27 protein-coding genes and 1 CRISPR repeat array (1 of these 28 only partly in view) are annotated in these 26,215 nt (G+C 73.8%); of the genes, 11 read left to right on the forward strand and 16 right to left on the reverse strand.

Going from position 1 to position 26,215, the window contains the following annotated elements; all coding sequences use genetic code 11:
* Positions 1 to 151: a CRISPR direct-repeat array (repeat unit 29 nt; unit sequence GGGACCATCCCCGCGTGCGCGGGGAGCAG) (it extends 488 nt beyond the left edge of the window).
* A 105-nt stretch (positions 152 to 256) separates the two neighbouring features.
* Positions 257 to 856 carry a hypothetical protein gene (locus KGD84_RS18020; protein ID WP_220561590.1) on the reverse strand — a complete coding sequence of 200 codons (600 nt, stop codon included), beginning with the start codon at positions 854 to 856 and terminating at the stop codon, positions 257 to 259.
* 285 nt (positions 857 to 1,141) lie between these two features.
* On the opposite strand from KGD84_RS18020, the gene KGD84_RS18025 reads away from it, so the two are divergent.
* Entirely contained in the window at positions 1,142 to 1,660 is a 519-nt protein-coding gene (locus tag KGD84_RS18025; protein WP_220561591.1) for a hypothetical protein, read from the forward strand.
* Positions 1,661 to 1,748: 88 nt separating this feature from the next.
* On the opposite strand, the gene KGD84_RS18030 is transcribed toward KGD84_RS18025, so the two are convergent.
* Positions 1,749 to 2,459, reverse strand: a complete 711-nt coding sequence (locus KGD84_RS18030) for a MerR family transcriptional regulator (protein WP_220561592.1) — start codon at positions 2,457 to 2,459, stop codon at positions 1,749 to 1,751.
* A gap of 92 nt (positions 2,460 to 2,551) precedes the next feature.
* Between KGD84_RS18030 and KGD84_RS18035 the strand changes: the two genes are divergently transcribed.
* Positions 2,552 to 3,706, forward strand: a complete 1,155-nt coding sequence (locus KGD84_RS18035) for an erythromycin esterase family protein (protein WP_220561593.1) — start codon at positions 2,552 to 2,554, stop codon at positions 3,704 to 3,706.
* A gap of 50 nt (positions 3,707 to 3,756) precedes the next feature.
* Here the strand turns inward: KGD84_RS18035 and KGD84_RS18040 are convergent, their stop codons facing one another.
* Both KGD84_RS18040 and KGD84_RS18045 read right to left on the reverse strand, forming a co-directional pair.
* The gene (locus KGD84_RS18040; protein WP_220561594.1) at positions 3,757 to 4,563 is read right to left on the reverse strand and encodes an NmrA family NAD(P)-binding protein; all 807 of its coding nucleotides are present in this window, start codon (positions 4,561 to 4,563) and stop codon (positions 3,757 to 3,759) included.
* Between the two features lie 160 nt (positions 4,564 to 4,723).
* Positions 4,724 to 5,749: an SDR family NAD(P)-dependent oxidoreductase gene (locus KGD84_RS18045; RefSeq protein ID WP_220561595.1), complete on the reverse strand. Its 1,026-nt coding sequence runs from the start codon at positions 5,747 to 5,749 to the stop codon at positions 4,724 to 4,726.
* Between the two features lie 143 nt (positions 5,750 to 5,892).
* Between KGD84_RS18045 and KGD84_RS18050 the strand changes: the two genes are divergently transcribed.
* Positions 5,893 to 6,462 carry a TetR/AcrR family transcriptional regulator gene (locus tag KGD84_RS18050; protein ID WP_220561596.1) on the forward strand — a complete coding sequence of 190 codons (570 nt, stop codon included), beginning with the start codon at positions 5,893 to 5,895 and terminating at the stop codon, positions 6,460 to 6,462.
* 826 nt (positions 6,463 to 7,288) lie between these two features.
* Here KGD84_RS18050 and KGD84_RS18055 read toward each other — a convergent pair.
* Complete coding sequence (locus KGD84_RS18055; protein ID WP_220561597.1) at positions 7,289 to 7,846, reverse strand: hypothetical protein; 558 nt, start codon at positions 7,844 to 7,846, stop codon at positions 7,289 to 7,291.
* Positions 7,847 to 7,920: 74 nt separating this feature from the next.
* Entirely contained in the window at positions 7,921 to 8,577 is a 657-nt protein-coding gene (locus KGD84_RS18060) for a TetR/AcrR family transcriptional regulator (protein ID WP_370634529.1), read from the reverse strand.
* A 114-nt stretch (positions 8,578 to 8,691) separates the two neighbouring features.
* Here KGD84_RS18060 and KGD84_RS18065 point away from each other — a divergent pair, with 114 nt between their 5' ends.
* The 5 genes from KGD84_RS18065 to KGD84_RS18085 all read left to right on the forward strand — a co-directional run bounded on the left by KGD84_RS18065 (position 8,692) and on the right by KGD84_RS18085 (position 12,807).
* Positions 8,692 to 9,453 (forward strand): SDR family NAD(P)-dependent oxidoreductase, encoded by a 762-nt coding sequence (locus KGD84_RS18065; protein WP_220561598.1) that lies wholly within the window; start codon positions 8,692 to 8,694, stop codon positions 9,451 to 9,453.
* A gap of 299 nt (positions 9,454 to 9,752) precedes the next feature.
* A complete protein-coding gene (locus KGD84_RS18070; protein WP_220561599.1) occupies positions 9,753 to 10,025 on the forward strand; it encodes a helix-turn-helix domain-containing protein in 273 nt (90 codons plus the stop codon).
* 191 nt (positions 10,026 to 10,216) lie between these two features.
* On the forward strand, positions 10,217 to 10,660 hold the full coding sequence (locus KGD84_RS18075) for a hypothetical protein (protein ID WP_220561600.1): 444 nt from the start codon (positions 10,217 to 10,219) through the stop codon (positions 10,658 to 10,660).
* 321 nt (positions 10,661 to 10,981) lie between these two features.
* A complete protein-coding gene (locus tag KGD84_RS18080; RefSeq protein ID WP_220561601.1) occupies positions 10,982 to 12,412 on the forward strand; it encodes an acyl-CoA synthetase in 1,431 nt (476 codons plus the stop codon).
* Positions 12,412 to 12,807 carry a GNAT family N-acetyltransferase gene (locus KGD84_RS18085; protein ID WP_220561602.1) on the forward strand — a complete coding sequence of 132 codons (396 nt, stop codon included), beginning with the start codon at positions 12,412 to 12,414 and terminating at the stop codon, positions 12,805 to 12,807. Before KGD84_RS18080 ends, KGD84_RS18085 begins: the two co-directional genes overlap by 1 nt.
* Positions 12,808 to 12,914: 107 nt before the next feature.
* Here KGD84_RS18085 and KGD84_RS18090 read toward each other — a convergent pair whose 3' ends face one another.
* The 7 genes from KGD84_RS18090 to KGD84_RS18120 form a co-directional block, all read right to left on the reverse strand.
* The gene (locus KGD84_RS18090; protein WP_220561603.1) at positions 12,915 to 13,235 is read right to left on the reverse strand and encodes a putative quinol monooxygenase; all 321 of its coding nucleotides are present in this window, start codon (positions 13,233 to 13,235) and stop codon (positions 12,915 to 12,917) included.
* Positions 13,236 to 13,419: 184 nt separating this feature from the next.
* Positions 13,420 to 13,797, reverse strand: coding sequence for a DUF1304 domain-containing protein (locus KGD84_RS18095; protein WP_220561604.1), 378 nt, complete (start codon positions 13,795 to 13,797; stop codon positions 13,420 to 13,422).
* Positions 13,798 to 13,979: 182 nt separating this feature from the next.
* Positions 13,980 to 14,297 (reverse strand): L-rhamnose mutarotase, encoded by a 318-nt coding sequence (locus tag KGD84_RS18100; protein ID WP_220561605.1) that lies wholly within the window; start codon positions 14,295 to 14,297, stop codon positions 13,980 to 13,982.
* Between the two features lie 15 nt (positions 14,298 to 14,312).
* The gene (gene rhaS, locus KGD84_RS18105; protein WP_220561606.1) at positions 14,313 to 15,377 is read right to left on the reverse strand and encodes a rhamnose ABC transporter substrate-binding protein; all 1,065 of its coding nucleotides are present in this window, start codon (positions 15,375 to 15,377) and stop codon (positions 14,313 to 14,315) included.
* The gene (locus tag KGD84_RS18110) at positions 15,374 to 16,459 is read right to left on the reverse strand and encodes an ABC transporter permease (RefSeq protein WP_220561607.1); all 1,086 of its coding nucleotides are present in this window, start codon (positions 16,457 to 16,459) and stop codon (positions 15,374 to 15,376) included. Before KGD84_RS18110 ends, rhaS begins: the two co-directional genes overlap by 4 nt.
* Positions 16,443 to 17,492 carry an ABC transporter permease gene (locus tag KGD84_RS18115; protein WP_220561608.1) on the reverse strand — a complete coding sequence of 350 codons (1,050 nt, stop codon included), beginning with the start codon at positions 17,490 to 17,492 and terminating at the stop codon, positions 16,443 to 16,445. The genes KGD84_RS18110 and KGD84_RS18115 overlap by 17 nt, the downstream gene beginning before the upstream one ends.
* Entirely contained in the window at positions 17,489 to 19,006 is a 1,518-nt protein-coding gene (locus KGD84_RS18120) for a sugar ABC transporter ATP-binding protein (protein ID WP_220561609.1), read from the reverse strand. The genes KGD84_RS18115 and KGD84_RS18120 overlap by 4 nt, the downstream gene beginning before the upstream one ends.
* A 327-nt stretch (positions 19,007 to 19,333) precedes the next feature.
* On the opposite strand from KGD84_RS18120, the gene KGD84_RS18125 reads away from it, so the two are divergent.
* Entirely contained in the window at positions 19,334 to 20,386 is a 1,053-nt protein-coding gene (locus tag KGD84_RS18125) for a LacI family DNA-binding transcriptional regulator (RefSeq protein ID WP_255646638.1), read from the forward strand.
* A gap of 322 nt (positions 20,387 to 20,708) precedes the next feature.
* Here KGD84_RS18125 and KGD84_RS18130 read toward each other — a convergent pair whose 3' ends face one another.
* A complete protein-coding gene (locus KGD84_RS18130) occupies positions 20,709 to 21,347 on the reverse strand; it encodes a TetR/AcrR family transcriptional regulator (RefSeq protein ID WP_255646639.1) in 639 nt (212 codons plus the stop codon).
* Positions 21,348 to 21,425: 78 nt separating this feature from the next.
* On the opposite strand from KGD84_RS18130, the gene KGD84_RS18135 reads away from it, so the two are divergent.
* Both KGD84_RS18135 and KGD84_RS18140 read left to right on the forward strand, forming a co-directional pair.
* The gene (locus KGD84_RS18135) at positions 21,426 to 22,913 is read left to right on the forward strand and encodes a DHA2 family efflux MFS transporter permease subunit (protein WP_220561611.1); all 1,488 of its coding nucleotides are present in this window, start codon (positions 21,426 to 21,428) and stop codon (positions 22,911 to 22,913) included.
* A gap of 311 nt (positions 22,914 to 23,224) precedes the next feature.
* Positions 23,225 to 23,833: a flavodoxin family protein gene (locus KGD84_RS18140; RefSeq protein ID WP_220561612.1), complete on the forward strand. Its 609-nt coding sequence runs from the start codon at positions 23,225 to 23,227 to the stop codon at positions 23,831 to 23,833.
* 176 nt (positions 23,834 to 24,009) lie between these two features.
* Here the strand turns inward: KGD84_RS18140 and KGD84_RS18145 are convergent, their stop codons facing one another.
* Positions 24,010 to 25,065: an L-histidine N(alpha)-methyltransferase gene (locus KGD84_RS18145; RefSeq protein ID WP_220561613.1), complete on the reverse strand. Its 1,056-nt coding sequence runs from the start codon at positions 25,063 to 25,065 to the stop codon at positions 24,010 to 24,012.
* Positions 25,062 to 26,114, reverse strand: a complete 1,053-nt coding sequence (locus tag KGD84_RS18150; protein WP_370634530.1) for an iron-containing redox enzyme family protein — start codon at positions 26,112 to 26,114, stop codon at positions 25,062 to 25,064. Before KGD84_RS18150 ends, KGD84_RS18145 begins: the two co-directional genes overlap by 4 nt.
* Positions 26,115 to 26,215 lie beyond the last annotated feature (101 nt).

Genomic DNA, 26,215 nt, shown 5'->3' on the forward strand with positions numbered 1-26,215 from the left:
GGGACCATCCCCGCGTGCGCGGGGAGCAGCGGGCAGCAGGGCCGCGCTGGCACCGGTCAAGGGGACCATCCCCGCGTGCGCGGGGAGCAGTACCCGCGCAAGAGCCTGGCCGTGGCCAACCAGGGACCATCCCCGCGTGCGCGGGGAGCAGAGTAAATGACCTGCGACGATTCCACCGAAGATAAGGCGATTTTACAAGTTCTCAAGAATCAGACACAGAACCCACAGGGCCACTTTCTACGCATCAAATGCGAAATTACCCCTCAACTCGGCGGCTGCTGAACATCTCCTCCACCATGAGCTCTACCGTGCGCTCGCGCTCCGGCCCGACCACCACCTGTCTGGCCGTGGCAGCGAGGCGCTGCGCCTCCTCGGTGGTCGGCAGCAGTCCGACGAGAAGCCCAGGCAGCGTCAAACGGCGCAGCAGTAGCTCGTTCGCCGAGGTCACGTGCGGCCGCCGCACCACCGACACGTTCACCCGGACCGCGTGCTCGTTCCCCGGCGGAACCCCCGGGCGGTCGCGCTCGATCGCCACGTAGCGGAAACCGTGCGCGAGATCGCAGGGGGCGCAGCCGAGCGGCCCCCGGCCGGTCCGCTCACCACAGTCAGCACAGGTCAGCCGGTCGAGGGCGGCGTCCACCACGCGCCAGTCGTGGCGGTCGGGTTCGTCGGCCACCATGGCGGCGAGCTCCACCTCGTCGCCCCCGCCGAATTCCTCCACGAAACCGGCCCAGCCCTCCTCGACAACACCGTCCACCAGGGCCCTGCACGTGCCGCACGCGGGCGCGCCCGCGTACTCGTATCCGCCGCATTCGGCGCACCGCCGCAGGGCGGCTCCCACCTCAGGCCGTCCCATCGCCCCTCCCCGGTCCGCCACCGACGATAGTGGGACCCGCCCCCGGCAGAGTTATCCCCAGGTCCGGCGAACCGGTACCGGGGCCGGGCCCTCTGGCACAGAATGGAAAGTGCCCGGGAGACCCCACCCGAGGGGCCTTCCATGTGCCGACGAGAGCAGAGGCGGGTGCGAGCCCATGTGCGTCATCGAGATCGCCGTCGGAGAAGCCGCGACCACCGAATCCCCGTGCGGGCACGCCCTACGACCCCCGGCGGAGCCCGTCCGGTGCTCCCACACCGCCCGACCATGACGCACGCCCTCGCCCACGAAGGCCGCGTCTTCCTCAACTTCCGCCACTACAGGTTCTCGGCCCCCCACTCCCACGCCTTCCGGTGGGTGGACGTCAAACACCTGCGGTTCTCCGGCGCCCCCGGCGACCGGGAGCTGCTCGCCGCGCTCATCGGGCACGAGCAGTTCCGGGACACGTACGCGGGCTACGGCGCCCACCCGGAGGAGACCCGGCACGGTTCGTACTGGCTGGCGGCGATCACCCCGGAGGCGTACGAACCCGTCGAAACCGCAGAGAGCGCGGCGGTCCTGCGCACCTGGGCCGGGCAGTACGGGGCGGTGCCCGCCGACCTGGAGGCCGACCTGCGGCGCGAGGTGTTCGACGTCCTGGACGCGGCCGCGCGGGTGTTCCACCTGAACGGGGTCGGAGAGGAGGATTTCCACGACTGGGGAGGTGTCCACGGCGAGTTTCACGAGTTCGTGTCCATCGACCGCGCGCGGGGCCGGATCACCCTGCTCGTCGCCGCCGACGACTGACCGTCCGGACCGGGCGCCGACCGCCCGACCCGACGGCCGACTGCCCGGCGCGCGGTGCCCGCCCGGACCGTTCCCGCGCGACGGGGCGCTACCCGGCGGGGGTGTGCAGGCGCAGGTAGCGGTCGAGGTCCGACGCGGCGGTGAGCATCGCGACCCCGCGCGCCGTCAGCTTGCGCTGCCAGTCCTCCAGGGCGGCCGCCAGCGCCTCGGTGTCGCCCGCCGCGCGGACGCGGCGCACCACCGCGGCGATGTGCTCCAGCGGGTATCCGCCGCGACGGAGCAGGTGGGCGAGTTCGGCGTCGCGGATGTCGTCCGCGCGGAACACCCGGTACCCGGTGACCGGTTCCCGGGCGGGCGCCAGGATTCCCGCCGCCTCCCAGTTGCGCAGGGTCGCCGGGGTCACCTCCAGCCGCCGGGCGAGCCCGCCGATGGTGCGGGGAGCACGGTCGCCGGTCCGCGCCGGAACGGCGTCGCCCTGCGCCACGAGGTGGTCGACCGCCGCGCGCACGGCGTCGAGGGTGGCGCGGTCGCGCAGCGACTGCCGGTGCCCCTCGTCGATGGCCGTCAGGGCCTCGTCGAGCCGCCCGGTGTTCACCGCGCGCATGATCCGCCCGGCGGCGGCGTGCCCGTGGGCGGCGATGAGGGACATGTAGGCGCGCAGGGCCGCCGCGTGCACCTCGGTGTACACCCGGTATCCGCTGGGCGTGCGCTCCGCCGCGGGCAGGCACCCGTCCCGTTCGTAGTTGCGCACCGCCTGGGTCGAGATGCCGTGCTCGCGCGCGAGGTCCGTCGGTCTCAAGATTCGATCACCGCTTTGAGACTTTACAGCACCGCCTCGGAAGGTTGACGGAGAAAGTCTCAACAGCTCTTTCAGAGATACGCTTGAGACACATGAGCCTGGACATCCACGACCTCGCCGCCCCGTCCTGTGAGCTTCTCGCCCTGGGCGAGCCCACGCACACCGAGCCCGCCTTCCCGCTGGTCCGCAACGAGCTGTTCGCCCGGCTGGCCGAACACGGTTTCCGCTCGATCGCCCTGGAGACCGACCGCGCCGCCGCCCTCGCCGTCGACGACTTCGTCCACGGCCGGACCTCCCCGAGCCTGGACGCCGTGATGCGGGAGGGCTTCTCCCACGGCTTCGGCGAGCAGGCCGCCACCCGGCAACTGGTGGTCTGGATGCGGGAGTACAACCGCGGCCGCCCGCCCCGGGAGCGGCTGTCCCTGCATGGTTTCGACGCCCCGACGGAGATGGTCTCCGCCCCGAGCCCGCGCCGCCACCTGGAGCACGCCCGCGACTTCCTGGGCCTGGACCTCGACGTCGCGGCGCTCGCCGGCGACGACGACCTCTGGAGCCGCACCGAGGCGATCATGGACCCGGCCGCGTCGGTGGGCGCCACCGACGCGGCGCTGCGGCTGCGGGCGCTCGCGGACGACCTGCTGACCGAGCTCTACGCCCGTGCGCCGGAGCTGGTCGCGGCCACCTCGCGCACCGCGTGGGCGGCGGCCCGCACCCACATCACCACCGCCCTGGACCTGCTGCGCTACCACCGGGCGGCGGCCGAGCCCCTGGACCCGGCCGTGCGGACCTCCCGCATGCTGGGCGTACGGGACGCGGTCATGGCGCGCAACCTCCTCGACATCCGGGAGGCCGAACACCACCGCGGGCCGACGCTCGTGTACGCGCACAACCGCCACCTCCAGGGGAACCCGAGCCGCTGGACGCTGGCGGGCATGGACCTGGTCTGGTCGGGGGCGGGCTCCATCATCAGGGCGGTGGTGGGTGAGCGGTACTCCTTCGTCGCCGGAAGCCTGGGCCGCAGCGACGCCCTGAGGCTCGCCGCCCCCGAACCGGGCACCCACGAAAGCCTCCTGGACGGCCGGGTCGACGTCTGGGGGCTGACGGAGACGGTCACGGACCCCGCGGCCCGGGTCCGCCGCGACCCGACCCCGGAGCAGGGGTACTTCCCGCTCGACGCGGAGACGCTCGCCACGGCCGACGCCGTGCTGCACATCCGCGACGGGGCCGCCGCGGCCGCCTCCCTCTGAGCCGCCCGTCGGGGCCGGGCCGCGGCCCGGCCCCGACAACGGGCCGTCCCTCAGAACCGGTCGAGGTTCTCCCGCACCCACTGCGCGAACGTGCGGGCGGGGCGTCCGGTCACCCGTTCCACCGTGCCGTCGACGGTCCTGGAGGCGGGGTCGGAGGCGGCGTACCAGCCGATCACGTACTCGGCGTCCTCCCGCGGCACCCCGGTGGCGGTCAGCCGTTCGACGGCCTGCTCGTGGGTGATCCGGTCGAACGCGATGTCGCGGCCGGTCGCCCGGGACAGGACCGCGACGCGCTCGCTGGAGGTGAGCGCCTCGGGCCCGGTGAGGTTGTAGGCCCTGCCCGTGTGACCGTCCTCCAGCAGCGCGATCGCGGCCACCTCCCCGATGTCGCCCTCGTGGACCAGGGCGCTGGGAAAGTCGTAGGGCTCGCGCACGACACCTTCCTTGCGGATCGCGTCGGCCCAGGTCAGCGTGTTGGACATGAACTCCTGGGGTTCCAGGCGGGTCCAGTCCACCCCGGAGTCCGCCACGGCCCGCTCCACCGGTCCCACGCCGCCGCCCCATACCACGGTGATGCGGCGCACCCCGGCGTCGACGGCCCGCCGCACGAGTTCGGGGCCGACCTCGGCGAGCCCGGCGGTCACCGTGATGTGCAGGCGGTCGACACCGGCCAGCGCGGTTCCCAGTTCGGCGGGGGCGGTGTGCGTTCCGGCGGCGATCTCGGTCCCGGCGGGGAGTCTGTCGCGGGCGGCGGCCGGGTCGCGGGTCAGTGCCCGCACCCGCTCGCCGCGGCGCAGCAGCTCCGCCACGACGTGCCGTCCGGTGTTGCCGGTGGCCCCCGTCACGAGCGTCGTCATCGTGGATCCCCTTCGCTTCCCGGCCCGGTCCCTCCCGGGCGGCTGGGGACGACGCTAAGAACTCAACCCGGCTTGAGGTCAAGGAACGGCCTCGGCCTCCGGGGAGCGGGGAATAATCCGCCCGCCTGCGCTCCGCTCCCGAGGGCTGCCGCCGCACGGCTCAGTCCCGGTGCACGGGGTCCGGGTGCGCGGGGCCCGAGCGTGCCGTGTCCGGAACGGGCACAGTGATCCCGGCCAGCTCTTCGAGCCGGAGCCACAGGTCCCCGACCAGTTCCGGCGGGGCCACCTCCCGCGGTTGGATCCGCACCGGCACGCCGCGCCTGCCGTTCGCGGGCGCGTAGAGTTCGCCTCCCCGGACGCCCGGGTCGGTGAGGGCCCGGACCGCGGGCCAGGCGGCGGCGTCCTTGCCCTGCGCCCACGGCGTGTAGGGGTTGCGCCGCACCGGGACCGTGTGGTCGCGGATGCCTGCGCGGCGCGGGGTCCTGGCGTCCACGCCGATGCCCGGACGCACCACCAGGGATCGCACGGGCGCGTCCGCGGCGCGCAGCCGCCGGTCGAGCTCGAACCCGAACACCTCCGTGAGCGCCTTGGCCCGGCTGTAGGCGACCACGCCGATCCGGGAGGTGCCGTGCACGTCGGTGACGGGCCGACGGAGCAGGTCGACGAACCCCGTCGAGGTGTGCACGATCCGGGCGGGGGCGCCGCCGCGTTCGCCGGTGCGGACCAGGACGGGAAGCAGCCCGGCCGTCAGGGCCACGTTGGCGACGACGTGCGTGCCGAGCTGCATCGGGAGGCCGTCACCGGTGACCTCTGACGCCTTCATGGCCATCGAGCCGCCGTTGAGGAGCAGGCCGTCGATGCGGTCGAGTTCCCTCAGTGCGGCGGCGGCCTCCGCCACCGAGGCCTTCGAGGCGAGGTCGACGACCACCCGGTCCAGGGCGGCATCGGGCACCTGGGAGCGGATGGCCGCCTCGGCCGTCCGCAGGCGCTCGGGGGAGCGTCCGGCGAGCACCACGCGGGCGCCCGCGCCGGCGAGCTGCTCGGCGGCGAAGTACCCGACGCCCGCGGTCGCGCCGGTCACCACCACGGTGCGGCCGCGCTGGTCGGGGATGCACGCCGGATCCCAGACCTCCTGTGCCCCCTGTGTCCCCCGTGCCTTCCGTGCGTCCTGTGATCTGCGCGCCATGGCCTGCTCCTCGCACCCAAAAACGGATAACTTATCCGCCGACCCTAGCACCCAAAACGGATGAGCTATCCGCTTTCCTCGCCGAGGGGGACGTGATCCGGATCCCTCATCCGTTTCCCGGGCGGCCGGATAGGATCCCGGACATGACCTCGACCCCGCTCCGCGCCGACGCCGCCCGCAGCCGCGACCGCATCCTGGCGGCGGCCCGCCGCGCCGACCCCAGGGATCTGCGCCTCAACGAGGTGGCCCGCGAGGCGGGGGTGGGCGTGGGCACCGTCTACCGGCACTTCGCCACGGCGCACGCGCTCGTGGAGGAGCTCACCCGGGACGCCCTGCACCGGCTGAACGCGATCGCCCTCGAGGCCGCCGTCGACCCCGACCCGGAGCGCGCCTTCGAGAGCGCGCTGCGCGCCGTGGTGGACCTGCACCTGGAGTCGGGCGGCCTCCAGGCGGTCCTGCTCGCCGAGCAGGACATGAGCCCGGAGATCACCGAGCTCAAGGCCGCCACCTTCGACGGACTGAGCGACGTGCTCGAACGCGCGCAGCGCGCCGGGGTGGTGCGCACCGACCTGTCGGGCGACCGGGTCGAGCGGCTCATCTGCGGGATCGAGTACGCCATCCGCCTCTCGGTCCCGGACGCGGACGCCGACGAACCGGACACGGACGACCGGGCCCTGTTCGTCGACGTCCTCCTCGCCGGCCTCCGCCCCTAGCCACCGCCCCGATCCGCCCCGGCCACTTCAGCCACCCCGAGCACCCGTCACCCCGACTGCCGCAGACACCCCGGTCATTTCGGCAGCCCCGGCCGACTCACTCACCCACGGCCACCTTGCCCGCTCCGATCACCCGCGCCCTCGGCTGCTCCGCCCACGCCAGTCGCCCCAAGAACCCCGGCTGCCCTGCCTGCCCCAGCCATCCCAACCACCTCAGCCAACCCGGCTGCTCCTGCCGTCCTGAGCACCCCGGTCAGCCCGGCTGCCGCGCCCTGGCGACCCGAGCCGCCCCGGGCACCCCGACTGTCCCGAGGCACCCTGCCCACCTCGGCCGCCCCTCCCCCTGCCGCCCCAACTGCCGCAGACACCCCAGTCATCTCGACAGCCCCGGCCGACTCACCCGCCCTGGTCACCCCCGTGCCCTCGGCTGTCCCGACCACGCCAGTCGCCCCAACCGACCCAGCCACCCCGATTGCCCCGAGGGCACCGCCCGCCCCAGCCGACCTGGGCGCCCAGGTCTGCCTGGACAGCGCGGGTGACATGGACGGCCAAGGTGGGCGGTGCGGGGCCGGGTCGGCGCGCGGACGAACGCCCTGGACGGTACTGGGGGCGCGGGCGCAGGGTCGGTGCAGGCGGACGACCCGGCCAGGGGACGGCTCGGCCAGCGCGAACGGCCGGCAGGGGCGAATGGGCCGGGCGGAGGGTGGGGCGGCGCGGGCGGGCGCCCCGACCGGCCGGCCGCCAGGCCGGACGACCGTCCCCGGGAACGAAAGGGCCCCGGAGGGCCGAAGCCGTCCGGGGCCGGGGAATGGCTGCGCGGGCGCCCCTAGAAGGGCGGCATCATCGGCTGCGGCGGGGCCGCCTCCGGGATCAGCAGGAAGGCGGCCGCCCCGGCGAGCACGAACAGCACGCCGACGATGATCCCGACCATGGCGGCCCACTTGGCCCAGGGCCGCGTGGTCGCGGTCCCCAGGAACAGCGACAGCAGCGACGTCACCACGGTGAGCAGGGCCAGCGTGCCGCCCGCGGCGATCTGGATCCGGATCTGGGCGATCTGCTCGGCGGCGATCGGCTCGCCGCCGACCAGGATCATGCTGGTGAGGATCTGCACCAGCTGCCCGGACAGGATGGTCACGGCGAGCAGGGCGACGCCGACGAGCGCGAAGGTCTCGGCGGAGAAGGCGCCCCCGGCCGCGGGCTCAGCGGCGGCGGCCCCGGTGCCCTCCTCGTCGGAGACCTCTCCCTCGTACTGCTCCGACGCGCCGTATTCGGCCTCGGGCGCCTCGGCCACGGCGGTCGCGGGCTCGAAGGTCGGCTGGCCGGCCCCCTCCGGCGCCCGGCCGGTGTCCTCGCGTCCCGTGTTGTCTTCCGGTGTGGTGCTCATCCGGTCACGGTACCCGCGGCACGGTATCGGTAAGACCCGGGAAACGCCTGTTCAACACACTGTTCCGGAGCCGTTCATGACCTTCCGCCGGGCGGGACCGGGCCGAACCCGTCCGCCAGGGCGGTCAGCGCGACCCGCAGCCGGGCGCCCGTCCCGGTGGGCTCGCCGCCGTGCAGGGCCTGCCGCTCGGCCGCCGCGCGCAGGGCCGCGTTCAGCGCGGCGGACCGGACCCGCACGGGGAAGTCGCCGGGGTCGACGCCCACGCGTTCGGCGAGGATCCGCGCGAACACGTCCTCGGCGGCCCGGTGCACGTCCAGCCAGACGGCCATCAGCCCGGGCTCGTGCGGGGTCATGCGGATCAGGGCGGCCACCGGTTCCTCCACCGTCTCCCCGCCCCCGGCGAACGCGCCGACCCGGTCGAGGTGGTCCACCAGCGACAGGTCGGCGGGCCAGCCGCGCAGGTGGTCGGCCATGACCTCCAGTCCGCTGGTGAGCAGCGGCCGGACGCAGCCCTCCTTGTTGGGGAAGTAGCGCCACAGCGTGCGCGTGGAGATGCCGATGGCGCGGGCGATGTCGTCGCCGGTGGTCCCGGCCACGCCCTTGTCCGCGAACAGCTCCATGGCCGCACGGGCGATCTGGAGCCGGATGATCCGCTTGCGCCGCTCGGTCATGGGCGGCCTGCCCTTCGCCACCGCCTCCATCGTCCCCGCCCTCTCCTTCGCCGCCGACACCCGGATCAGCCTATCCCCTATGTCACCAACCGACAAAATGTCACTCAGCGACAAAAAAGACGTAGGATGGCGTGCGCGGCCGGAGGGGCCGCCGTACAGAACGAGGGGGCAGCGATGGAGACGGGTCTCAAGGGCAAAAAGGTCATCGTCACCGGGGGCGGGTCGGGCATCGGCCGCTCCGCGGTCCTGGCCTTCGCCGCCGAGGGCGCGTCGGTCCTGGTGGCCGACATCAACGGGGACGGCGCCCGTTCCGCCGCCGAGGAGGCGCGGGCCGCGGGCGTCGCGGCGCAGGCCGTCGTGGGCGACCTGAGCGCGCCGGAGGTCGTCGCCGAGGTGGTCCGCACCGCCGTGGAGGAGCTGGGCGGCGTCGACGTGCTGGTCAACAATGCGGGGATCATGGACGACATGTCCGCGACCGCCGACGTCGGGGACGAGATGTGGGAGCGGCTGATCCGGGTCAACCTCACCGCCCCGTTCCTGCTCACCCGCGCGGTCCTGCCGATCATGAAGGAGCAGGGGTCGGGGTCGGTCGTGTTCACCGCCTCGGAGGCGTCCCTGCGCGGCGGCGCGTCGGGGACCGCGTACACCGTCTCCAAGCACGGGGTGATGGGGCTGGTGAAGTCGACCGCCGTCATGTACCGCGACCACGGCATCCGGGTGAACGCGGTCGCCCCGGGCGGCACCGCCACCAACATCGCCGTCGGCACTCCGACCAGCGTGGACGGGCCGACCGCCCTGGGCCGGTACGCGAACGGCATCGGCCGGATCGCCGCCGCCGAGGAGCTGGCCGCCGCGATCGTGTTCCTGGCCTCGGACGCCGCGAGCAACGTCAACGGGGCGATCCTGCCGGTCGACAACGGCTGGTCCGCCGTCTGACCCGCGCCCTCCCGAGCCCCGGCCGGGATCCCGGCCGGGGCTCGGGCGCACCCTCCGCCACCGCTTCCCCGCCCCGGAACGGCATCCCGCCCCGGCCGGCGAAAAGCGCACGGTAAAGCGCGAACAAAGCCCCCTTTCCCCGAACTTTACCCGGCGAGACCGACAGGGGCTCGCAGGCCCCTGCACTGCCGCATTCTTTTTCCCCGACCCCCGGCAAGGTCCCGAAAAAGAACATAGGGAACAAAAACCCCAGGGCCCGGCCTTGTCCGCCGCTCTCTCGCATTGCTACATTCACCCCCATGATCGAGCGCCGGGAAACCCACGTGGTCGAGATTCCCAAACTCCTGGTCAGCGTACGCAAAGCAGCGGAAATCCTGGACCTTTCGGAAAGGGTCGTCTACGAACTCTGCTACGCGCGGGAGCTGGAATCGGTGAAGGTCGGCCCGAAGAAGTGGATACGTCGGATCACCTGCGAATCACTCAATCGGTACGTGGAGAAAGCACGAAGAGAATCAGGAATACCTGAACCGCCGCCGGATCGGCACGGACCCCCGAAAAGAGGATTCGAATGAACACCCTCCGAATCAGTTCCGATCGTTCTTCCGAACCCCTCCCCGCGGCTCCGCCCCCGCGGGAACCGTCCTCCGATCCGCTCGCCGCGCCCGCGCGCACCGCCGCGCCCGCCCGGCCGCGGGTGCCCGCACCGCAGCCGGCCCCGCCGGCGCCCCCGGCACCACCCCGGCCGCCCGCCGAACCCCTGTCGGTGAGCGGGCCCCGCAAGGTCATCGTCACCGCGCGGCACATCGCCGCCCTGTTGGAGCGCGAGCCGTCGCTGTGGCCCGGGCTGACCGCGTGCGTCACCGACACCGACGGCCGCATGATCGTGCACTACGCCGTCCTGGCCCCCGGCGGCCCCGAGGCCCCCGCCCCGGCCACGGACCCCGTCGCGCGCTCCGCGGACCCCTCCGCTCCGGCGGGCCCCGCCGACGACACCGCCGACCACGACGAGGACGGCGGCGGAGACCGGCCCGTGCGCGCCCCCTCCCCCGGCCCCGCCACCGGCGCGGTGCCCGCCCGCTGGCGGATGCTGCTGGCCGGGGTGCGCGAGTCGCACCGGGTCCAGGGGCGCGAGCACGTCACCGTGCTGCGCGGCATCTACGCGGGCCTGCCGGTCACCGTGCTGTTCACCGTCCTGGCCTGCGCGTGAACCGGAGCGGACCGCGCTGCGGGCACCACCGCCGCGGCCTCTAGCCCGCCCGCCGGCCCCGACCCGCACCACCCCCGCCCGCCCCGGGCGGGAGACGGCGCCCGGGCACGGGGCGGACACCGCCGGACCGGTCGATCGCGGGGGCGCCGACCGGTCCGCGGCCGTGGGCGGCGGTGGGCCGGGGCCCGCCGCCGCCCACGGCCGCACGGGCGCTCCCCGGGCCGGTTCCACACGCCGTGGAGCCGGGGCGCGGGCGACCGGTGCCCTCCGGGTGCGATAGAGATGGGACGATCCCTTGTCGCCCCCGGGAAGGAACCCGCCGTGCTCCCGCTCGTCGTCGATCCCGTCGACCGGACCGCCCTGGTCTTCGGCGACCGCTCCCTCACCTACCGCGGACTGGCGTCGGCCGCCTCCCGGCTGGCCGCCGAACTGCCCGAGGGCGGGCGGGTCGCCGTCTGGGCGGTGCCGGCCCTGGAGACGTGCGTGGCCGTGGTGGCGGCGGTCCTGGCCGGGGCGGCGGCGGTGCCGCTGAACCCCAGGTCGGGGGCCCGGGAGCTGACGCACATCGTCGACGACAGCACCCCGGACCTGCTGCTGGCCCCGCCCGGCGCCGAACTGCCCGAGGCGCTGCACGGGCTGCGCCGGGTCGACGTGAACGCCTCCCCCGCCCCGGACGCCGCACCGCCGCACCGGGAGTTCAACGAGGAGTCGACGGCGCTGGTCGTCTACACCTCCGGGACCACCGGGGCTCCCAAGGGCGTGCTGCTGCCGCGCCGGGCGGTGACCGCGACCCTGGACGCGCTGGCCCTGGCGTGGTCGTGGACGGACGAGGACGTGCTGGTCCACGCCCTGCCGCTGTTCCACGTGCACGGCCTGGTGCTGGGGGTGCTCGGCCCGCTGCGCCGGGGCGGGACGCTGCACCACACGGGGCGGTTCGAGCCCTCGGCGGTGGCGGCGGCCCTGCGGGGCGGCGGGACCCTGCTGTTCGGGGTGCCGACGATGTACCACCGCCTGGCACTGGCCGTGGGGGAGGACCCGGAGCTGGCCGGGGCCCTGGCGGGGGCGCGCCTGCTGGTGTCGGGGTCGGCGGCGCTGCCGCTGCCCGACCACGAGCGGCTGGCGGCGGCCACCGGGCACCGGGTCGTCGAGCGGTACGGGATGTCGGAGACCCTGATGAACACCTCCGTCCGCCCCGGGGACGGCTCCGCGCCAGGCGGGGTGGGCACCCCGCTGGCTGGGGTGGACCTGCGGCTGGTCGAGGAGGACGGGACGCCGCTGCCGCCGGGCGACCCGGAGGCGGTGGGCGAGGTGCAGGTGCGCGGGCCGAACCTGTTCACCGGCTACCTGAACCGCCCGGAGGCGACGGCCGAGGCGATGACCGCCGACGGCTGGTTCCGCACCGGTGACATGGCGGTGCGCGCGGCGGACGGCTCGGTGCGGCTGGTGGGGCGCAAGAGCACCGACCTGATCAAGAGCGGCGGGTACAAGATCGGCGCCGGGGAGATCGAGAACGTCCTGCTGGCGCACCCGGCGGTGGCGGAGGCGGCGGTGACCGGGGAGCCCGACCCGGACCTGGGCGAGCGGGTGGTGGCCTGGGTGGTGCCCCGGGGCGAGGCCCCCACGCTGGAGGAGCTGGCCGACCTGGTGGCCGCCCAGCTGGCCCCGCACAAGCGGCCGCGCGTCCTGCGCGTGGTGGCGGCGCTGCCCCGCAACGACATGGGCAAGATCCTCAAGCGTTCTCTGGGCGGCTGATGGAGCGCCGCCTGCGCACGCGCTTCCCCGTCGACGACGCCGAGGTGTCGCGGCTGCACGCCGCCGCGTTCGGGCACCCGTACGCGCTCGTGCCCTGGGGCGAGCGGCTGCGGCGGCACAGCCGGTCCTGGGCCGGGGAGTTCCACGACGGGCGCCTGGCCGGGTTCGTGCACGCGGTCTGGGACGGGGGCGGGCACGCGTTCCTGCTGGACGCCGCCGTCGCCCCGGCCGCGCAGCGGCGGGGCGTGGGCGGCCGGGTGGTCGCGGCCCTGGTGGCGGACCTGCGGGACCTGGGCGTGGAATGGGTGCACGTGGACTTCGAGCCGCACCTGGAGGGGTTCTACCGGCGGGCGGGGTTCGGGGGCACCGCGGCGGGCCTGCTCCGCCTACGCTGACCCGGTCCCGGACTCCCGCCCTCCGGCCGCCGGAGCGCCCCCGGCCCGGGGCGGGGCGCACGCCCCTCCCCGGGCGGCCGACCGGACCGGGGCGGCGCCGGCGCGCCTCAGTCGATGGTGAGCTCGCCCATCCGGTCCCAGCCCTCGCCCTCCACGACCCGGCTGACGATCAGCGGGGTCTCGGTGAGCAGCGGCTTCATCGCCGCCAGGCCCTCCCGGAAGTGGTCGCTGTTCACGTGGGCCTCGGCGGCGCCGTCCTTGAAAGCCTCGACGAGCACGAACTCGTTCTCGCGCTCGACGCTGCGGGACCATTCGAACCACAGGTTACCGGGCTCGGCCCGGGTCGCGGCGGTGAAGTCGGCGACCGCGTCGAGGAAGGAGTCCCCGACCTCGGGGCGGACCCGGAACTTGACGACGATGAGGATCATGGCGTGCCTCCTTGCAGGTGGGTGTCTCGGGGCACGCGGTGCGGCCGTGCCCCCCGGCCTCACTCTGGCAGAAACGGGACCCCGCCGAGGACCGCACGGGGCCCGCGCGGGGGTCGTGATCATCACTCGCCCCGGACCGCCCCGCGCCCCGGCACCGACCCCTTAGGGCACCGGCCCGCGCCCCTCAGAGGGTGAGCAGGGTGGAGACCACCGCCAGGGCGGGAGCGGTCCCCTGGACCATGGCGGCGCGCGTCTTGGCGGGGTCGCGGGTGACCAGGACCAGCGCGGCGGCGGCCATGGACCCGGTTCCGGCCAGGATCAGCGCGGTCCCGGCGGCCGGCACCGGACCCCACAGCACCAGCCCGGCGACCGTGACCACGGCCAGGAAGAGGTTGTAGAAACCCTGGTTGTAGGCGAGTTCTCGGGTGGTCTCGGCGTCCTCGGCGGAGATCCCGAACGTTCTGCGGGTGGACGGCGCGGTCCACCGGAACGATTCCAGGACGAAGATGTAGACGTGGACCAGCGCCGCGACGGCGGCCAGGATCACGGTGACGGTCTGCACGGGCACCTCGGGTGTGGGACGGGGACGGTCGCCTCCAGCCTGGCCCGGCCGGCCCGCCGTCGGCGTGCGACACTCCGGTGCCCCGGACCGCACCCACGCCGTCCCCACGCCGCGCCGCCCCATGGCACGCGGCGGCGCGGCGGCCCTGGACGGTGGCCGCCGCGCCGTTCGCTCCCGCGGGGTCAGGGCAGGTGGAAGACCTCCCGCAACGGCACCATGCTCGCGTCCGGGGCCGCCTGGAGCCCCTCGAAGAACGGCGCCATCTCGGCCTGCCAGCGGGCGTTGACCTCGGTGCGGGCCATCAGCTCGCGGGCCCGGTCGAAGTCCTCCGTCTCCAGGTAGCCGATGATGGTGCCGTCCCCGGCGGAGAACAGGGAGTAGTTCCCCCACCCGGCCTCGGTCAGCGCCTCGCGCATCTGCGGCCAGACGTCGGCGTGCCGCTCCTCGTACTCCTCCAGCCGGTCCGGTCGGACCTTCAGCACGAAGCAGATCCGTTGCACGGTCGGCCCTCCCCGCTAGAAGTCGAAGTCGTCGACGTTGTCGGCGTTGAAGACCTGCGGCGGGCCCAGGACGATCTCGCCGTCGGTCTCGAACGTGAACTCGCCCAGCCGCCCGGCGGTGAAGGTCTCCCCCGCCGCGCCGGTGATCTGCCCGGCCTTGAGCGCCGCCCCGGTGTACCCGGCCAGGTAGCCCAGGTCGAGCGGGTTCCACAGCGCGAACTGGTCGACCGTGCCGTCGTGGACGAACTCGCTCATCTGGTTGGGCGTGCCCAGGCCGGTGACGGCGAAGTCGCCCTTGTACTCGGAGTCGCTGATGTAGCGGGCGGCCGCGGCCAGGCCGACGGTGGTCGGGGACACCACGCCGTCCAGGTCGGGGTGGGCCTGGATGAGGCCCTGCATCTCCTGGAAGGACTGGAGGTCGTCGTCGTTGCCGTAGACCACGTCGACCATCTCCAGGTCGGCGTACTCGTCCTCGGCCAGGACCTCCTCCATCGCCTCGATCCAGGCGTTCTGGTTGGTGGCGTTGGGGGTGGCGGACAGGACCGCGAAGGTGCCCTCCCCGCCCAGGTCCTCGGCGATCATCTCGACCAGGGTGCGGCCGACCAGTTCGGTGGAGGACTGGTTGACGAACACGTCGGTGCAGTTGGCGTTGGAGTCGTAGCCGACGATGGCGGCGCCGTTGTCGCGGGCCTCGTTGAGGGCCGGGCAGACCGCGTCGGGGTCGTTGGCGGCGATGACGATGACGTCGCTGCCCGCCTGGCTGGCCGCGTTGATGTACTCCACCTGGGAGTCGGCGGTGGCCTCGGTGCCGCCGCGCTCGGTGGCGGTGCCGCCGAGCTCCTCGACGGCCTCGGTGCCGCCCGTGTTGACGATGTCGAAGAACGGGTTGTTCAGCTGCTTGGGCAGGAAGTCGATCTTGAGGCCCTCGGGGATCTCCGCGTTGGGGTCCGCGGTGCCGGTGGGGCCGCTGCCGCCCGAGTCCTGGGCGTCGTCGATGGTGGTCCCGCCGCAGGCGGCCGTCATCAGGACGGCGGCGAACGCGCAGGCTCCCATGAGGAGGTGGCGGGGACGGTGTGTCATGACTTTTCTCCGTTGAGTGGACGGTCACCGGACACGGCTCCGGTGGGGGGCGCGGGCGAGCGGCGGGAGCGTACCCGGGCCACGATGTTGGGGGTGACGACGGAGGCGATGAGGATCGCGCCGGTGACGACCTGGAGCACGTCGCTGCCGATACCGAACAGCTGGAGGGCATTGCGGATGACGCCGAGCATCAGCACGCCCGACATCACGCCGAGGATCGACCCCACGCCGCCGAAGATGGACACGCCGCCGAGCAGGACCGCGGCGACGACCTGGAGTTCCAGGCCCATGGCGGTGTCGGCCCGGGAGGTGCCGTACTGGAGGGTCCACAGGACGCCCGCGCCGGAGGCGACGGCCCCGCTGAGGGTGAAGAGCCAGAACTTGGTCCACTTCACCGGGACCCCGGTGAACCGGGCGGCCTCGTCGTTGTTGCCGATGTCGTACAGGGACCGGCCGAACGCGGTGGCGTGCAGCGCGACCGCGAACACCAGCGCCATGGCCAGGATCGCGACGGCGATCCACGGCAGCCCCGGGATGCCGAGGAAGGGCTGGCGCACCCCGCTCACCCAGTCCTGCGGGTAGCTGGCCACGGCCCGGTCGCCCAGGAGGACGTAGGCCAGGCCCCGGTACAGGGCCATGGTGCCGATGGTGACGGCCAGGGACGGCAACCCGCAGACGGTGATGAGGAACCCGTTGAGGGCGCCCAGCGCCAGGCCCAGCAGCAGGGCGACGAGGATCGCCGTCTCCAGCGGCGTCCCGGCCTCCCACAGGATGCCCAGGGTGGCGCTGGTCAGGGCCAGGGTGCTGGCCACCGACAGGTCGATCTCGCCGGTGATGACGATGAGCGTCATCGGCAGCGCGATCATGGCGATCGCGGCGATGCTCAGCACCAGGAAATTGATGTTGCGGGCGGTGCCGAACATGTCCACGAACATGACCGCGATCGCCGCGACGACGATGAGCGCGCCCAGGACGGGGAGCCCCTGCGTGGACAGCGCCGACCGGAGCGGGGAGCGCGGCGCGGTGGTCCGCAGCCGTTCCCGGTCGGGGGCGGTGACGGTGTTGTCAGGCGCCACGGGCACCTCCTCCTCGAAGCCTGCGCGCCGTCCGGAGCGCGAGCAGCCGGTCCAGGCCGATGGCGGCGAGGATGAGCACGCCCACGACGGCCTGCTGCCAGAACGGGTTGATCTGCCAGATCGGCAGGGCGGCGGTGATGGTGGTCATCAGGATCCCGCCCAGCACGGCGCCGAAGACGGTGCCCACGCCGCCGGTGAGGGCGACGCCGCCGACCACGGCCGCGGCCACGACCTGGAGTTCCATGCCGGTGCCGACGGTGGAGTCGACGGTGCCGTAGCGGGCGGTGAACAGGACCCCGGCCAGGCCGGCCAGCGCGCCGTTGAGGGCGAAGGCCAGCACGACGCGGCGCCCGGCGGGGATGCCCGACAGGCGGGCGGCCTCGGCGTTGGAGCCGATGGCGTAGAGCTCGCGGCCGCTGCTGTACCGGGACAGGTACACCCCGATGACGATCGCGACGACGATGGCGGCCAGGGCCGGGAGCGGGATCCCCAGCAGGCCGGCCCGGCCCAGCTGGAGGAACCCGGCGGGCAGGTCGGCGGCGTTGATCTGGCGGCCGCCCGCCCACCAGTGGTCCAGGCCCCGGTAAATGTACAGGGTGCCCAGGGTGACGACCAGGGCGGGCACCTTGACGGTGGTCACCAGCAGGCCGTTGAACAGGCCGCACAGCAGGCCGATGGCGACCCCGGTGAGCATGCCGACGGGGACGGGCAGGCCGGGGAAGGCCGCGAACAGCGCGGCGGTTCCGAAGGCCGACAGGCCCAGGACCGACCCGACCGACAGGTCGACGTTGCGGGTGATGAGCACCAGGGACTGGCCGACGGCGAGGATGACCAGGACGGTGGCGCCCAGGAAGAGGTCGCGCACGCCCTGGCTGGACAGGAAACCGGGGTTGTGCGCCCAGGTCGCCGCGATGAGCAGGACGACGGCCAGGAGCACGCCGATCTCGCGGAACTGGCGGCGGGGCCGGGCCGTGCGGCCGCCCTTGCCGGGCGGGGCCCCGGCCGCGGACGCGGGGGCGGTGGCGGGTGCGTGTGTCATGCGGCCTCGCTCGGTCGCTGTCCGGTGGCCGCGTACATGACCGACTCCTCGTCGGCCCGGGCGCGGTCGAGTTCGGCGGTGATGCGGCCCTCGTGCATGACCAGGACCCGGTCGGCCATGCCCAGCACCTCGGGGAGCTCGCTGGAGACCATGACGATGGCCAGGCCCTGCCCGGCCAGGGTCGACAGCAGGCGGTGGACCTCGGCCTTGGTGCCGACGTCGATGCCGCGGGTGGGCTCGTCGATGAACAGCACCCGGGGCTCGGTGGACAGCCACTTGGCCAGCACGACCTTCTGCTGGTTGCCGCCGGAGAGGGTGGAGACGGCGTCGTCGAGGGAGCCGTACTTGAGGCTGAGGCGCTCGCCCCACTCGCGGGCCGCGGCGTGCTCGGCGCGGGCGCCGAGCAGGCCGAAGCGGCTGAGCACGCGGCGGCGGGTGGAGGTGGCGTTGCGGCCGATGGACTCCTCCATGACCAGGCCCTGGTGGCGCCGGTCCTCCGGGACCAGGGCCATGCCCGCGCCGATGGACGCCTTGGGCCGTCCGGCGGGCAGGGGGCTCCCGGCGACGCGGACGCTCCCGGCGTCGTAGCGGTCGACGCCGAAGACGGCGCGGACGACCTCGCTGCGCCCGGCTCCGACGAGCCCGGCCAGGGCGACGATCTCACCGGCCCGTACGGAGAAGGACACGTCGGCGAAGACCCCGGCGCGGGTCAGCCCCTCGACCTCCAGGACGACGTCGCCGTGCTCGGCCTCCTCCTTGGGGTAGAGGCTGGTGACCTCGCGGCCGACCATGCGGCGCACGACGGTGTCGACGTCCAGGTCGGAGGTGGGGTCGCAGGAGACGAACGCGCCGTCGCGGACGACGGTGATGCGGTCGCACAGCGAGAACACCTCGTCGAAGCGGTGCGAGATGAACAGCAGCGCCGACCCGGCGTCGCGCAGGGTGCGGGCGACGGTGAACAGCCGCTCGGCCTCGACCCCGGACAGGGCGGCGGTGGGCTCGTCCATGATGAGCACGCGCGCCCGCCGGGTGAGGGCCTTGGCGATCTCGACCAGCTGCTGGTCGGCGATGGACAGGCCGTTGGCGGGCCGGTCGGGGTCGATGTCGACGCCCAGGCGCGCGAAGGCCTCGGCTGTCTCGGCGCGCATGCGCGCCCTGTCGATGGTGCCCAGGCGGGTGCGGGGCTGGCGGCCGATGAAGATGTTCTCGGCGACGCTGAGGTCGGGGAAGAGCGTGGGCTCCTGGTAGATGACCGCGACCCCGGCGCGCTGGGCGTCGGCGGGGGCGGTGAAGACCGCGGGCTCCCCGTCTGACAGGATCTGCCCGGTGTCCGGGCGGTGCACGCCCGCGATGGTCTTGACCAGGGTGGACTTGCCCGCCCCGTTCTCCCCGACGAGGGCGTGGATCTCTCCCGCGCGCAGTTCCAGGGACAGGCCGCGCAGGGCGCGGACGCTGCCGAAGGACTTGGTGACGTCGACCAGCGCGAGGGGCGGGGGGACCTCCGATGGGTCCACGTGGCCCTCCTTCTCCGGTGCGGGGTCCGCCGGGAGTTTCCCGAAGCACCCCTCAAAAACGTTTTAATATGAAGTGGATGTTAAGTGGCACACACCGGCCAGTCAAGGGGATCACCAAGAAAACCCCAGGTGTCAACCGCATAACGGAACCGGAGCGGACAAGGTGCCACCCTCGGCGCCCGACACCACGGCGACCCTCCGGGGCACTTTCATTGACACGTTTCAATCGCGGTGTGACCATGGGTTCGCAAGCGGTCCCGGCCCGGCCGGGAGCACGCCGATACCATGCGAGGGCCCTCGCCCCCGACCACCACCCGGGAGACCCCCTTGTCCAGCAGTACCCGTCCTTCCCACCCCAAGGTGGGGATCACCGAGGTCGCCAGGCACGCGGGCGTCTCCCCCGGCACCGTCTCCAACGTGCTCAACCGGCCCGAGCGGGTGGCCGCCGGAACCCGGCAGCGGGTGGAGCGGGCGATCGCCGAACTGGATTACGTGCGCAACTCCTCCGGCAGCAGCCTGCGCTCGGGGCGCAGCAGTTCGGTGGGGCTGCTGGTGCTGGACGTGACCAACCCCTTCTTCACCGAGGTCTCGCGCGGGGTGGAGGACGAGGCGGCCACGCAGGGGCTGGCGGTGGTGCTGCTCAACTCCGCCGAGGCGCGCGAGCGCCAGCGCCGCAACATCCGGCTGCTCGCCGAGCAGCGCGCCGCGGGCGCTGTGGTGATGCCCGTCGACGACGACCTGTCCGACCTGCTGTGGCTGCGCCGCCAGGGCACCGCCTGGGTGGCCCTGGACCGGGGCGACGTGGGCGAGGACACGGGGTGCAGCGTCAGCGTGGACAACCTGGCCGGCGGGCTGATCGCCGGCCGCCACCTGATCGGGCTGGGGCACGAGCGGGTGACGTTCCTGTCGGGCCCGTTCTCCATCGAGCAGGTGCGGCTGCGCCACGAGGGGCTGCGGGCCGCCTTCGCGGAGGCCGGGATGGACCCCGACACGTCGGTGCGGCTCGTCGAACGCGGCCAGCTCAACCCGGGGCAGGGCGAGCAGGCCGTGGACGAGGTGCTGGCGGGCGGGCCCCGCCAGCGCCCGGGCGCGGTGCTGTGCGCCAACGACCAGCTGGCCCTGGGGCTGATGAAGGGCCTGGGGCGGCGCGGGCTGCGGGTGCCCGACGACATCTCGGTGATGGGGTACGACGACGTCGACTTCGCCGACCTGATCCACCCGGGGCTGACCACGATCGCCCAGCCCAAGTACGACCTGGGTCGGGCGGCGATGCGGCTGCTCAACTCGGAGCTGGACGACCCCGAGCACCGGCACGAACGGCTGCTGTTCACCCCGGAGCTGGTGGTGCGGGGCTCGACCGCCGCCCACCGCACCGCCTGACCCTGCCGGGGCGGGACGGGGCGCGGGCCCGGCGGGGGACGGGGCACCGGCGGATTGTGCGGGGGCAGGCCCGGGGCCCGCCGGAACACCGTCGCCGAGCGCCGACGGTCCGCGCGGGAACGGTCCCGGCTCCCGCCAGGACACCGTCCAGAAGCCCCGGCGGACCGCGCGGGCGCGGGCCCGGCTCCCATCAGGACATCGCCCAGAAGGGCCGAAGGACCGTACCGGCGCGGACGTGGACCCGGCTCCCCCAGGACACCGCGGGGAAGGAGCGGCGAACCGTGCGCGTGCAGGGACCCGCACGGGAAAGGACGGAACCCCTTCAGGGGAACAGCGCGCGCAGGCGGTCGGAGCACTCGCGGTAGAGGTCGACGGGGTCGACCTCCTCCCCCGCCGCGGTCCGCTCGCCCCACCGCTCCCACGTGGTGCGCCACACGGCGACGGCGATCTCGGCCACCAGCAGCGCGGCCGTGGGGTCCAGGTCCGCGGGGGGAGCGCTCAGCCGTTCGCGCAGCCGGGTGATGAGGGCCTTCTCCCGGGCGGCCGCCAGGACGAGCAGCTCGGGCTCGCGGGCGAACAGCAGCGCGACCCGGCGGTGCTCGCGCAGCTCGGGGTCGTCGGCGGCCAGGGCCAGGGCCGTGGCCCGCTCGATGTGGCGCAGGGTCCCGGCAGGGTCCCCCGCAGGCGGCTCCAGCTCCTCGACCATCCGCGCCAGCCGGTGGTGGCCGGGCAGCCCGGCCTGCTCTTTGGTCTCGAAATGGCGGAAGAACGTGCGCTGGGAGACCCCGGCGCGCTCGGCGATCTGCTGGACCGTCGTCTCACGGACCCCCTGCTCCTCGAAGAGGTCCAGGGCCGCCTCGTGGATCTCCCGGTGCGTGGCCAGACGGCGCCGGGTGCGCAGGTCGCGGGGGTCGTCGGTCATCTGCACATCCTGGCACAGGGCGCGGAACGTGGTGAGCATCACCCACAGTTATGGCAGTTTCTGCCAACATGGCAGTAGATAGCATTTCCGGGACGTTCCCGAACCGGAAGAGGACCCATGTCGCACACCGACGACCGCCCGCAGAGCCCGGCGCTCCGCCCCGACCCGGAACCCGTGGCGGCCGGCCCGCCCACACGGACCGGCACCGTGCGGATCACGCCGGTCATCTCCGTCCTGGCGGTGTCCGCGCTGCTGATGATCCTCAACGAGACGGTCCTCAGCGTCGTCCTGCCGCAGCTCATGAACGACTTCGGGGTCGGCGCCACCACCGTGCAGTGGCTGACCACCGGGTTCATGCTCACCATGGCCGTGGTCATCCCCACCACCGGCTTCCTGCTCCGCCGCTTCACCACCCGCGCCCTGTTCACCACGGCGATCGCGCTGTTCACCGTCGGTACCCTGCTGGCGGCGCTGGCCCCCGGCTTCACCGCCATGCTCCTGGCCCGGGTGGTCCAGGCCTGCGGCACCGCGATCATCCTGCCGCTGCTGATGGCCACCACCCTCAACCATGTGCCGGTCGCCCACCGCGGCACGGTCATGGGCCTGAACTCGGTGGTCATCTCGGTGGCCCCGGCCGTGGGCCCCACCGTCTCCGGCCTGATCGCCGACACCCTGGGGTGGCGCTGGGTGTTCGGCCTGATGCTGGCCATCGCGGTGCTGGTCCTCGCGCTGGGCGCCGTGTTCGTGCGGCTGCCCGACGAGACCGGCCCCGCCCCGCTGGACGTGCCCTCCGTCGTGCTGTCGGTGCCGGGCTTCGGCGGCCTGGTCTACGGCCTGGGCGGCCTCGGCGCCCTGGACGGATCGGCCTCCGGGGCGCTGGTCCCCGTCGCCGCCCTGGCCGTCGGCGCGGTCGCGCTGGCGCTGTTCGTGCTGCGCCAGCGGCGGTTGCAGCGCTCGGGCTCCCCGCTGCTGGACCTGCGCCCCCTCGGCGTGGGCCGCTTCCGGATCTCCCTGGTCATCGTGGTCGTCTGCATGGCCACCATGCTGGGCACCGTCCTGGTCCTGCCGCTGCACCTCCAGGTCGGCCTGGGGCAGAGCATCCTCGTGACCGGCCTGCTGCTGCTCCCGGGCGGCCTGGTGCAGGGAGTCCTGTCGCCGCTGGTCGGCCGCCTGTACGACACGGTCGGCCCCGCGCCCCTGGTGATCCCGGGCGCGCTGCTGCTGTGCGGCGGCCAGTGGTGGCTGAGCACCGCGGACACGGACACCGGCACGGGAACGGTGGTCGCGATGCACGTGGTGTTCTGCGTCGGCATGGCCATGCTCATGACCCCGCTGATGACATTGTCGCTGAGCGCGCTCCCGCGTGAGCTGTACGGGCACGGCAGCGCCATCATGAACACCCTCCAGCAGCTGGCCGGCGCGGCGGGTGTGGCCGTGATGGTCGCGGCCATGTCCGTCGGCGCCGCCGCCGCGAAGACCGGGGACGCGGCCCTGGCCCAGGCCGCCGGGACGCACCAGGCGTTCGTGCTGGGCGGCTGCGCGGCCCTGGTCGCGGTGGTGTGCGCGCCGTTCGTGCGCCGCCTGCCCCGCGCCGCCGAGGGCTGATCCGGCCCCCTGCCCGGTGTCCCGGGAACGGCCGCCGGCGGGGTCGGCGGCCGTTCCCGGGAGCGGGGCGTGCGCCGGGCCGGGGCCGGGGCCGGGGCCGGGCGTTCCCGAAGGCGGTGCCACCCCCCAGGGGGTCAGGGGGCGCTCCCGGCGGCGGGTCCGTTCCCGGGACCAGGTGCCCGCCTCCGGGGGCGCGGACCCCGGGGAGGCCCTCCGGCGGAGGCCGCGCGGGCTCTCCTGCCGACGGCCGGGCTCCCCAGAAATTACCTTGCGCGTACGATCGGATACTCCGCGTGGGGTAGGCACCCCGTATGGATTCCTTGAACGCGTTGGCCCTCGTGTGCAGCCTCAAGCCCTCGCCGGACCCGTCGAGCAGCGAACTGATGGCCCGGCAGGTCCTCGACGCCCTGGCCGAGCACGGCGTCACCGGCGACTCGGTCCGCGTCGTCGACTTCGACGTCCACCCCGGCGTGAAGACCGACATGGGCGACGGTGACGCGTGGCCCGAGATCCGGCGGCGCATCCTCGACGCGGACATCCTGCTGGTGTCCACGCCCACCTGGGTCGGCCACATGTCCAGTGTCGCGCAGCGCGTCCTGGAGCGGCTGGACGCCGAGCTGTCCGAGACCGACGACCAGGGCAGGCCGAGCATGTTCGGCAAGGTCGCCGTGACGGCGGTGGTCGGCAACGAGGACGGCGCCCACAAGATCACCGCGGACCTGTACCAGGCGCTGGGCGACACCGGCTTCACCATTCCGGCCCAGGGCGGCACCTACTGGAACCACGAGGCCATGAACCCCAAGGACTACATCGACCTGGAGCGGACACCGGACGCGGTCGCCTCCGCGACGGCCACCCTGGCCCGCAACGCGGCCCACCTCGCCCGGCTGCTGCGCGAGCGCCCCTACCCCGCGCCCTGACCCGGCGCCCTGGCCCTGCGTCTCCGGCCGGGGGCCGGTACGGCTCCCCGGCCGGTGGCCCGGCCGGGTCCCGGCAAGGACCGGCCGCGGAGCCGGGCGCACGGCCGGGCCAGGCGGCCCAGGCGTACGGCGGGGCGCGCCCCGGGCACGCGGCGTGGCGCACCGGGGCGTGACCGTCACCGGGTGCGGGATGTCCCCGTGCGCCCGGCGGGCCCGGTGAAGGCGTCCGTCGGTTCCCCGCGGCGGCGGAAGAGGAAGAGCCCATACCGCGCGATGTCGTCCAGCCACCGGGCCCGCAGGTCGAACCCGTGCGCCTCGACCTCGTCGACCAGCCTCCCCTCGTCGAACTTCACCGAGTACCCGACGTTGAGCGACTCCCCGCGCGGGATGCGCAGCGTGATCCCGAGCCCCGGCACGGGCACCTCCTGGTCGGACCGGGCCAGCAGGACCCCCTCCACCGTGGATGTGGCCGCGTTGTAGTAAGCCCGGGGAACGAAGTCGTCGAGGACGAAGCCGGCGCCGTAGAGGTCGTTGAGCCGGGTGAGGTAGTTGAGCCGGAAGTCGGCGAACGCCGAGTACCCGGGCGGATCGTTGTAGCAGGCCCGCAGCTCCTCCCCGTCCTTGTCCAGGTCGGCGGAGACCAGGAAGCCGCCGCCCGGCGGCAGGGTGCGGGCGATCTCGCGGAGCAGTCCGGCACGTTCCCCGCGTGTGGCGTTGCCGAAGCCGCTGCCGAGCAGGAGGACCGCGAGCGGCCCGCGGGCGTTGGCGCGCAGCCAGTCGAGACCGGCCTCGTAGCGCCCCCACAGGCCGGTGACCTCCAGACCGTCCAGCTCTTCGACCAGGGCGGTGCCGCTGGAGCACAGGATGTCCCGGTCGACGTCGATCGGCAGGTAGGCGGTCTCCCGCAGGCGCAGGCAGCTCTCCAGCAGCAGCCGTGTCTTCTTCGCGCTCCCGCTGCCCAGCTCCGCGATCCGCCCGCAGGCGAGCAGTTCGGCGATCTCGGGGGCGTGGCGCTCCAGCAGGCCGCGCTCCACACGGGTCAGGTGGTAGGTGGGCAGCTCGGTGATCTGCTCGAACAGCCGGGAGCCGACATCGTCGTAGCCGAGCCAGGGCGGGAGGCGGGGCGGTATGTCCTGGAGCTGGTCGCGCACGACCGTCTCCGCGGGCACCGTGTCCCCTCCGTCGGTGACCGGGAGGACGCGGACCCGCGCCGCCGGTCCGGGGGCCGTCACGGCGTCCCCGCTTCCGTGCCGCCGCGCAGACCCGACTCCCCGCGGGCCCAGTGGTGCAGCAGCCGGTCCCCCAGGCGGTCGGCCAGGAACGCGCTGCAGCGGAGCCCGAACACGATGTCGGAGGCCAGTCCGGGTTCGGCGTCCAGCAGCGGCGCGATCACCTCGCGCCGCAGGAGCTGCTCGTGCACCGCGTCGGCCTCGACGTGCTCGGCGTAGAACCGGACGGCGGCCGGACCGCAGCCCAGCCTGCGCATGGCCTTGACCAGCCGGTCCGAGCCGGGCGAGGAGGTCAGCTCGACGAAGGCGAACTGCCCGACCAGCACCGCGCGCAGGGCGCGGTGCAGCCCGCACAGCGACATGAAGTTGACCTCGGCCAGCATCTCGGCGGGCGCGGAGTCGAGATAGGCCCCGTAGGCGGCGGAGAGGCCGAGTTCGGACATCATCTCGGCGAAGAGCCGGGCGTGCGCCCGCCCGGGGTCGCCCGCGCCGTACTCGTCGTGCTGCACGGTCACGAGGGCGGCCTTGGCCGGGCCGTCCAGGCGCGGGATGACGAAGGTCTGCGGGTCGGCCTCCTTCAGGTGGTAGAGCGAGCGGAGCGCGACGTACTCCCGCAGCTGCCACTGCTCCCCGTCGCGGCGCAGGTGGTGGGAGACGCCGAAGGAGTCGACGTGTTCGACGAGGAGTCCGTCGAGTTCGGCCCCGACGTCGGTCCCGGCGGGCACATCGTCCCTGAGCGCGCCGAGGAAGGCCCGCTCCAGCCCGGCGCGGAGCGACAGCAGCGCCGGGTCCCACTCGCGGGCGTCGTCGACCTCCTCGAACCCGCGGTAGTGCAGCTCGTAGCAGCAGTAGAGGGCGAGCTGGAGGTCATCGCCGTAGGGTTCGACCCCGTCCAGGCCGGGGGGCTCGGCGGGGACGCCGCGCAGCGCGGACAGGACCGCCTCGGAGACCGGGCCCCGGGGTTCGGGGAGCGCCGGAGCCGTGGGCGGGGTGGCCGCGGGCACCGGTGGTGTCGGAGACGGAGACGGTGTCGGCCGCATCGTGGTGGTCATGGGCCCGCCTTTCGGTCGCGCTCATCGGGCTCGTCGTTCTCGCCGCGTTCGTCGTTCCTGCCGTGTTCGCCATTCCCGCCGTGCCCGCCGTGCGCGTCGTG

The sequence above is a fragment of the Nocardiopsis changdeensis genome, from assembly GCF_018316655.1.
GTDB classification, from domain to species: Bacteria; Actinomycetota; Actinomycetes; order Streptosporangiales; family Streptosporangiaceae; genus Nocardiopsis; species Nocardiopsis changdeensis.

Excerpts from the sequence above, each read along its gene's own strand:
- KGD84_RS18035 (WP_220561593.1), top strand. The coding sequence starts at position 2,552 with ATGAGCCTGGACATCCACGACCTCGCCGCCCCGTCCTGTGAGCTTCTC.
- KGD84_RS18045 (WP_220561595.1), bottom strand. The coding sequence starts at position 5,749 with ATGGCGCGCAGATCACAGGACGCACGGAAGGCACGGGGGACACAGGGG.
- KGD84_RS18130 (WP_255646639.1), bottom strand. The coding sequence starts at position 21,347 with ATGCTCACCACGTTCCGCGCCCTGTGCCAGGATGTGCAGATGACCGAC.
- rhaS (WP_220561606.1), bottom strand. The coding sequence starts at position 15,377 with ATGACACACCGTCCCCGCCACCTCCTCATGGGAGCCTGCGCGTTCGCC.
- KGD84_RS18025 (WP_220561591.1), top strand. The coding sequence starts at position 1,142 with ATGACGCACGCCCTCGCCCACGAAGGCCGCGTCTTCCTCAACTTCCGC.
- KGD84_RS18020 (WP_220561590.1), bottom strand. The coding sequence starts at position 856 with ATGGGACGGCCTGAGGTGGGAGCCGCCCTGCGGCGGTGCGCCGAATGC.
- KGD84_RS18065 (WP_220561598.1), top strand. The coding sequence starts at position 8,692 with ATGGAGACGGGTCTCAAGGGCAAAAAGGTCATCGTCACCGGGGGCGGG.
- KGD84_RS18140 (WP_220561612.1), top strand. The coding sequence starts at position 23,225 with ATGGATTCCTTGAACGCGTTGGCCCTCGTGTGCAGCCTCAAGCCCTCG.
- KGD84_RS18070 (WP_220561599.1), top strand. The coding sequence starts at position 9,753 with ATGATCGAGCGCCGGGAAACCCACGTGGTCGAGATTCCCAAACTCCTG.
- KGD84_RS18135 (WP_220561611.1), top strand. The coding sequence starts at position 21,426 with ATGTCGCACACCGACGACCGCCCGCAGAGCCCGGCGCTCCGCCCCGAC.
- KGD84_RS18115 (WP_220561608.1), bottom strand. The coding sequence starts at position 17,492 with ATGACACACGCACCCGCCACCGCCCCCGCGTCCGCGGCCGGGGCCCCG.
- KGD84_RS18055 (WP_220561597.1), bottom strand. The coding sequence starts at position 7,846 with ATGAGCACCACACCGGAAGACAACACGGGACGCGAGGACACCGGCCGG.
- KGD84_RS18050 (WP_220561596.1), top strand. The coding sequence starts at position 5,893 with ATGACCTCGACCCCGCTCCGCGCCGACGCCGCCCGCAGCCGCGACCGC.
- KGD84_RS18150 (WP_370634530.1), bottom strand. The coding sequence starts at position 26,114 with ATGACCACCACGATGCGGCCGACACCGTCTCCGTCTCCGACACCACCG.
- KGD84_RS18040 (WP_220561594.1), bottom strand. The coding sequence starts at position 4,563 with ATGACGACGCTCGTGACGGGGGCCACCGGCAACACCGGACGGCACGTC.
- KGD84_RS18090 (WP_220561603.1), bottom strand. The coding sequence starts at position 13,235 with ATGATCCTCATCGTCGTCAAGTTCCGGGTCCGCCCCGAGGTCGGGGAC.
- KGD84_RS18085 (WP_220561602.1), top strand. The coding sequence starts at position 12,412 with ATGGAGCGCCGCCTGCGCACGCGCTTCCCCGTCGACGACGCCGAGGTG.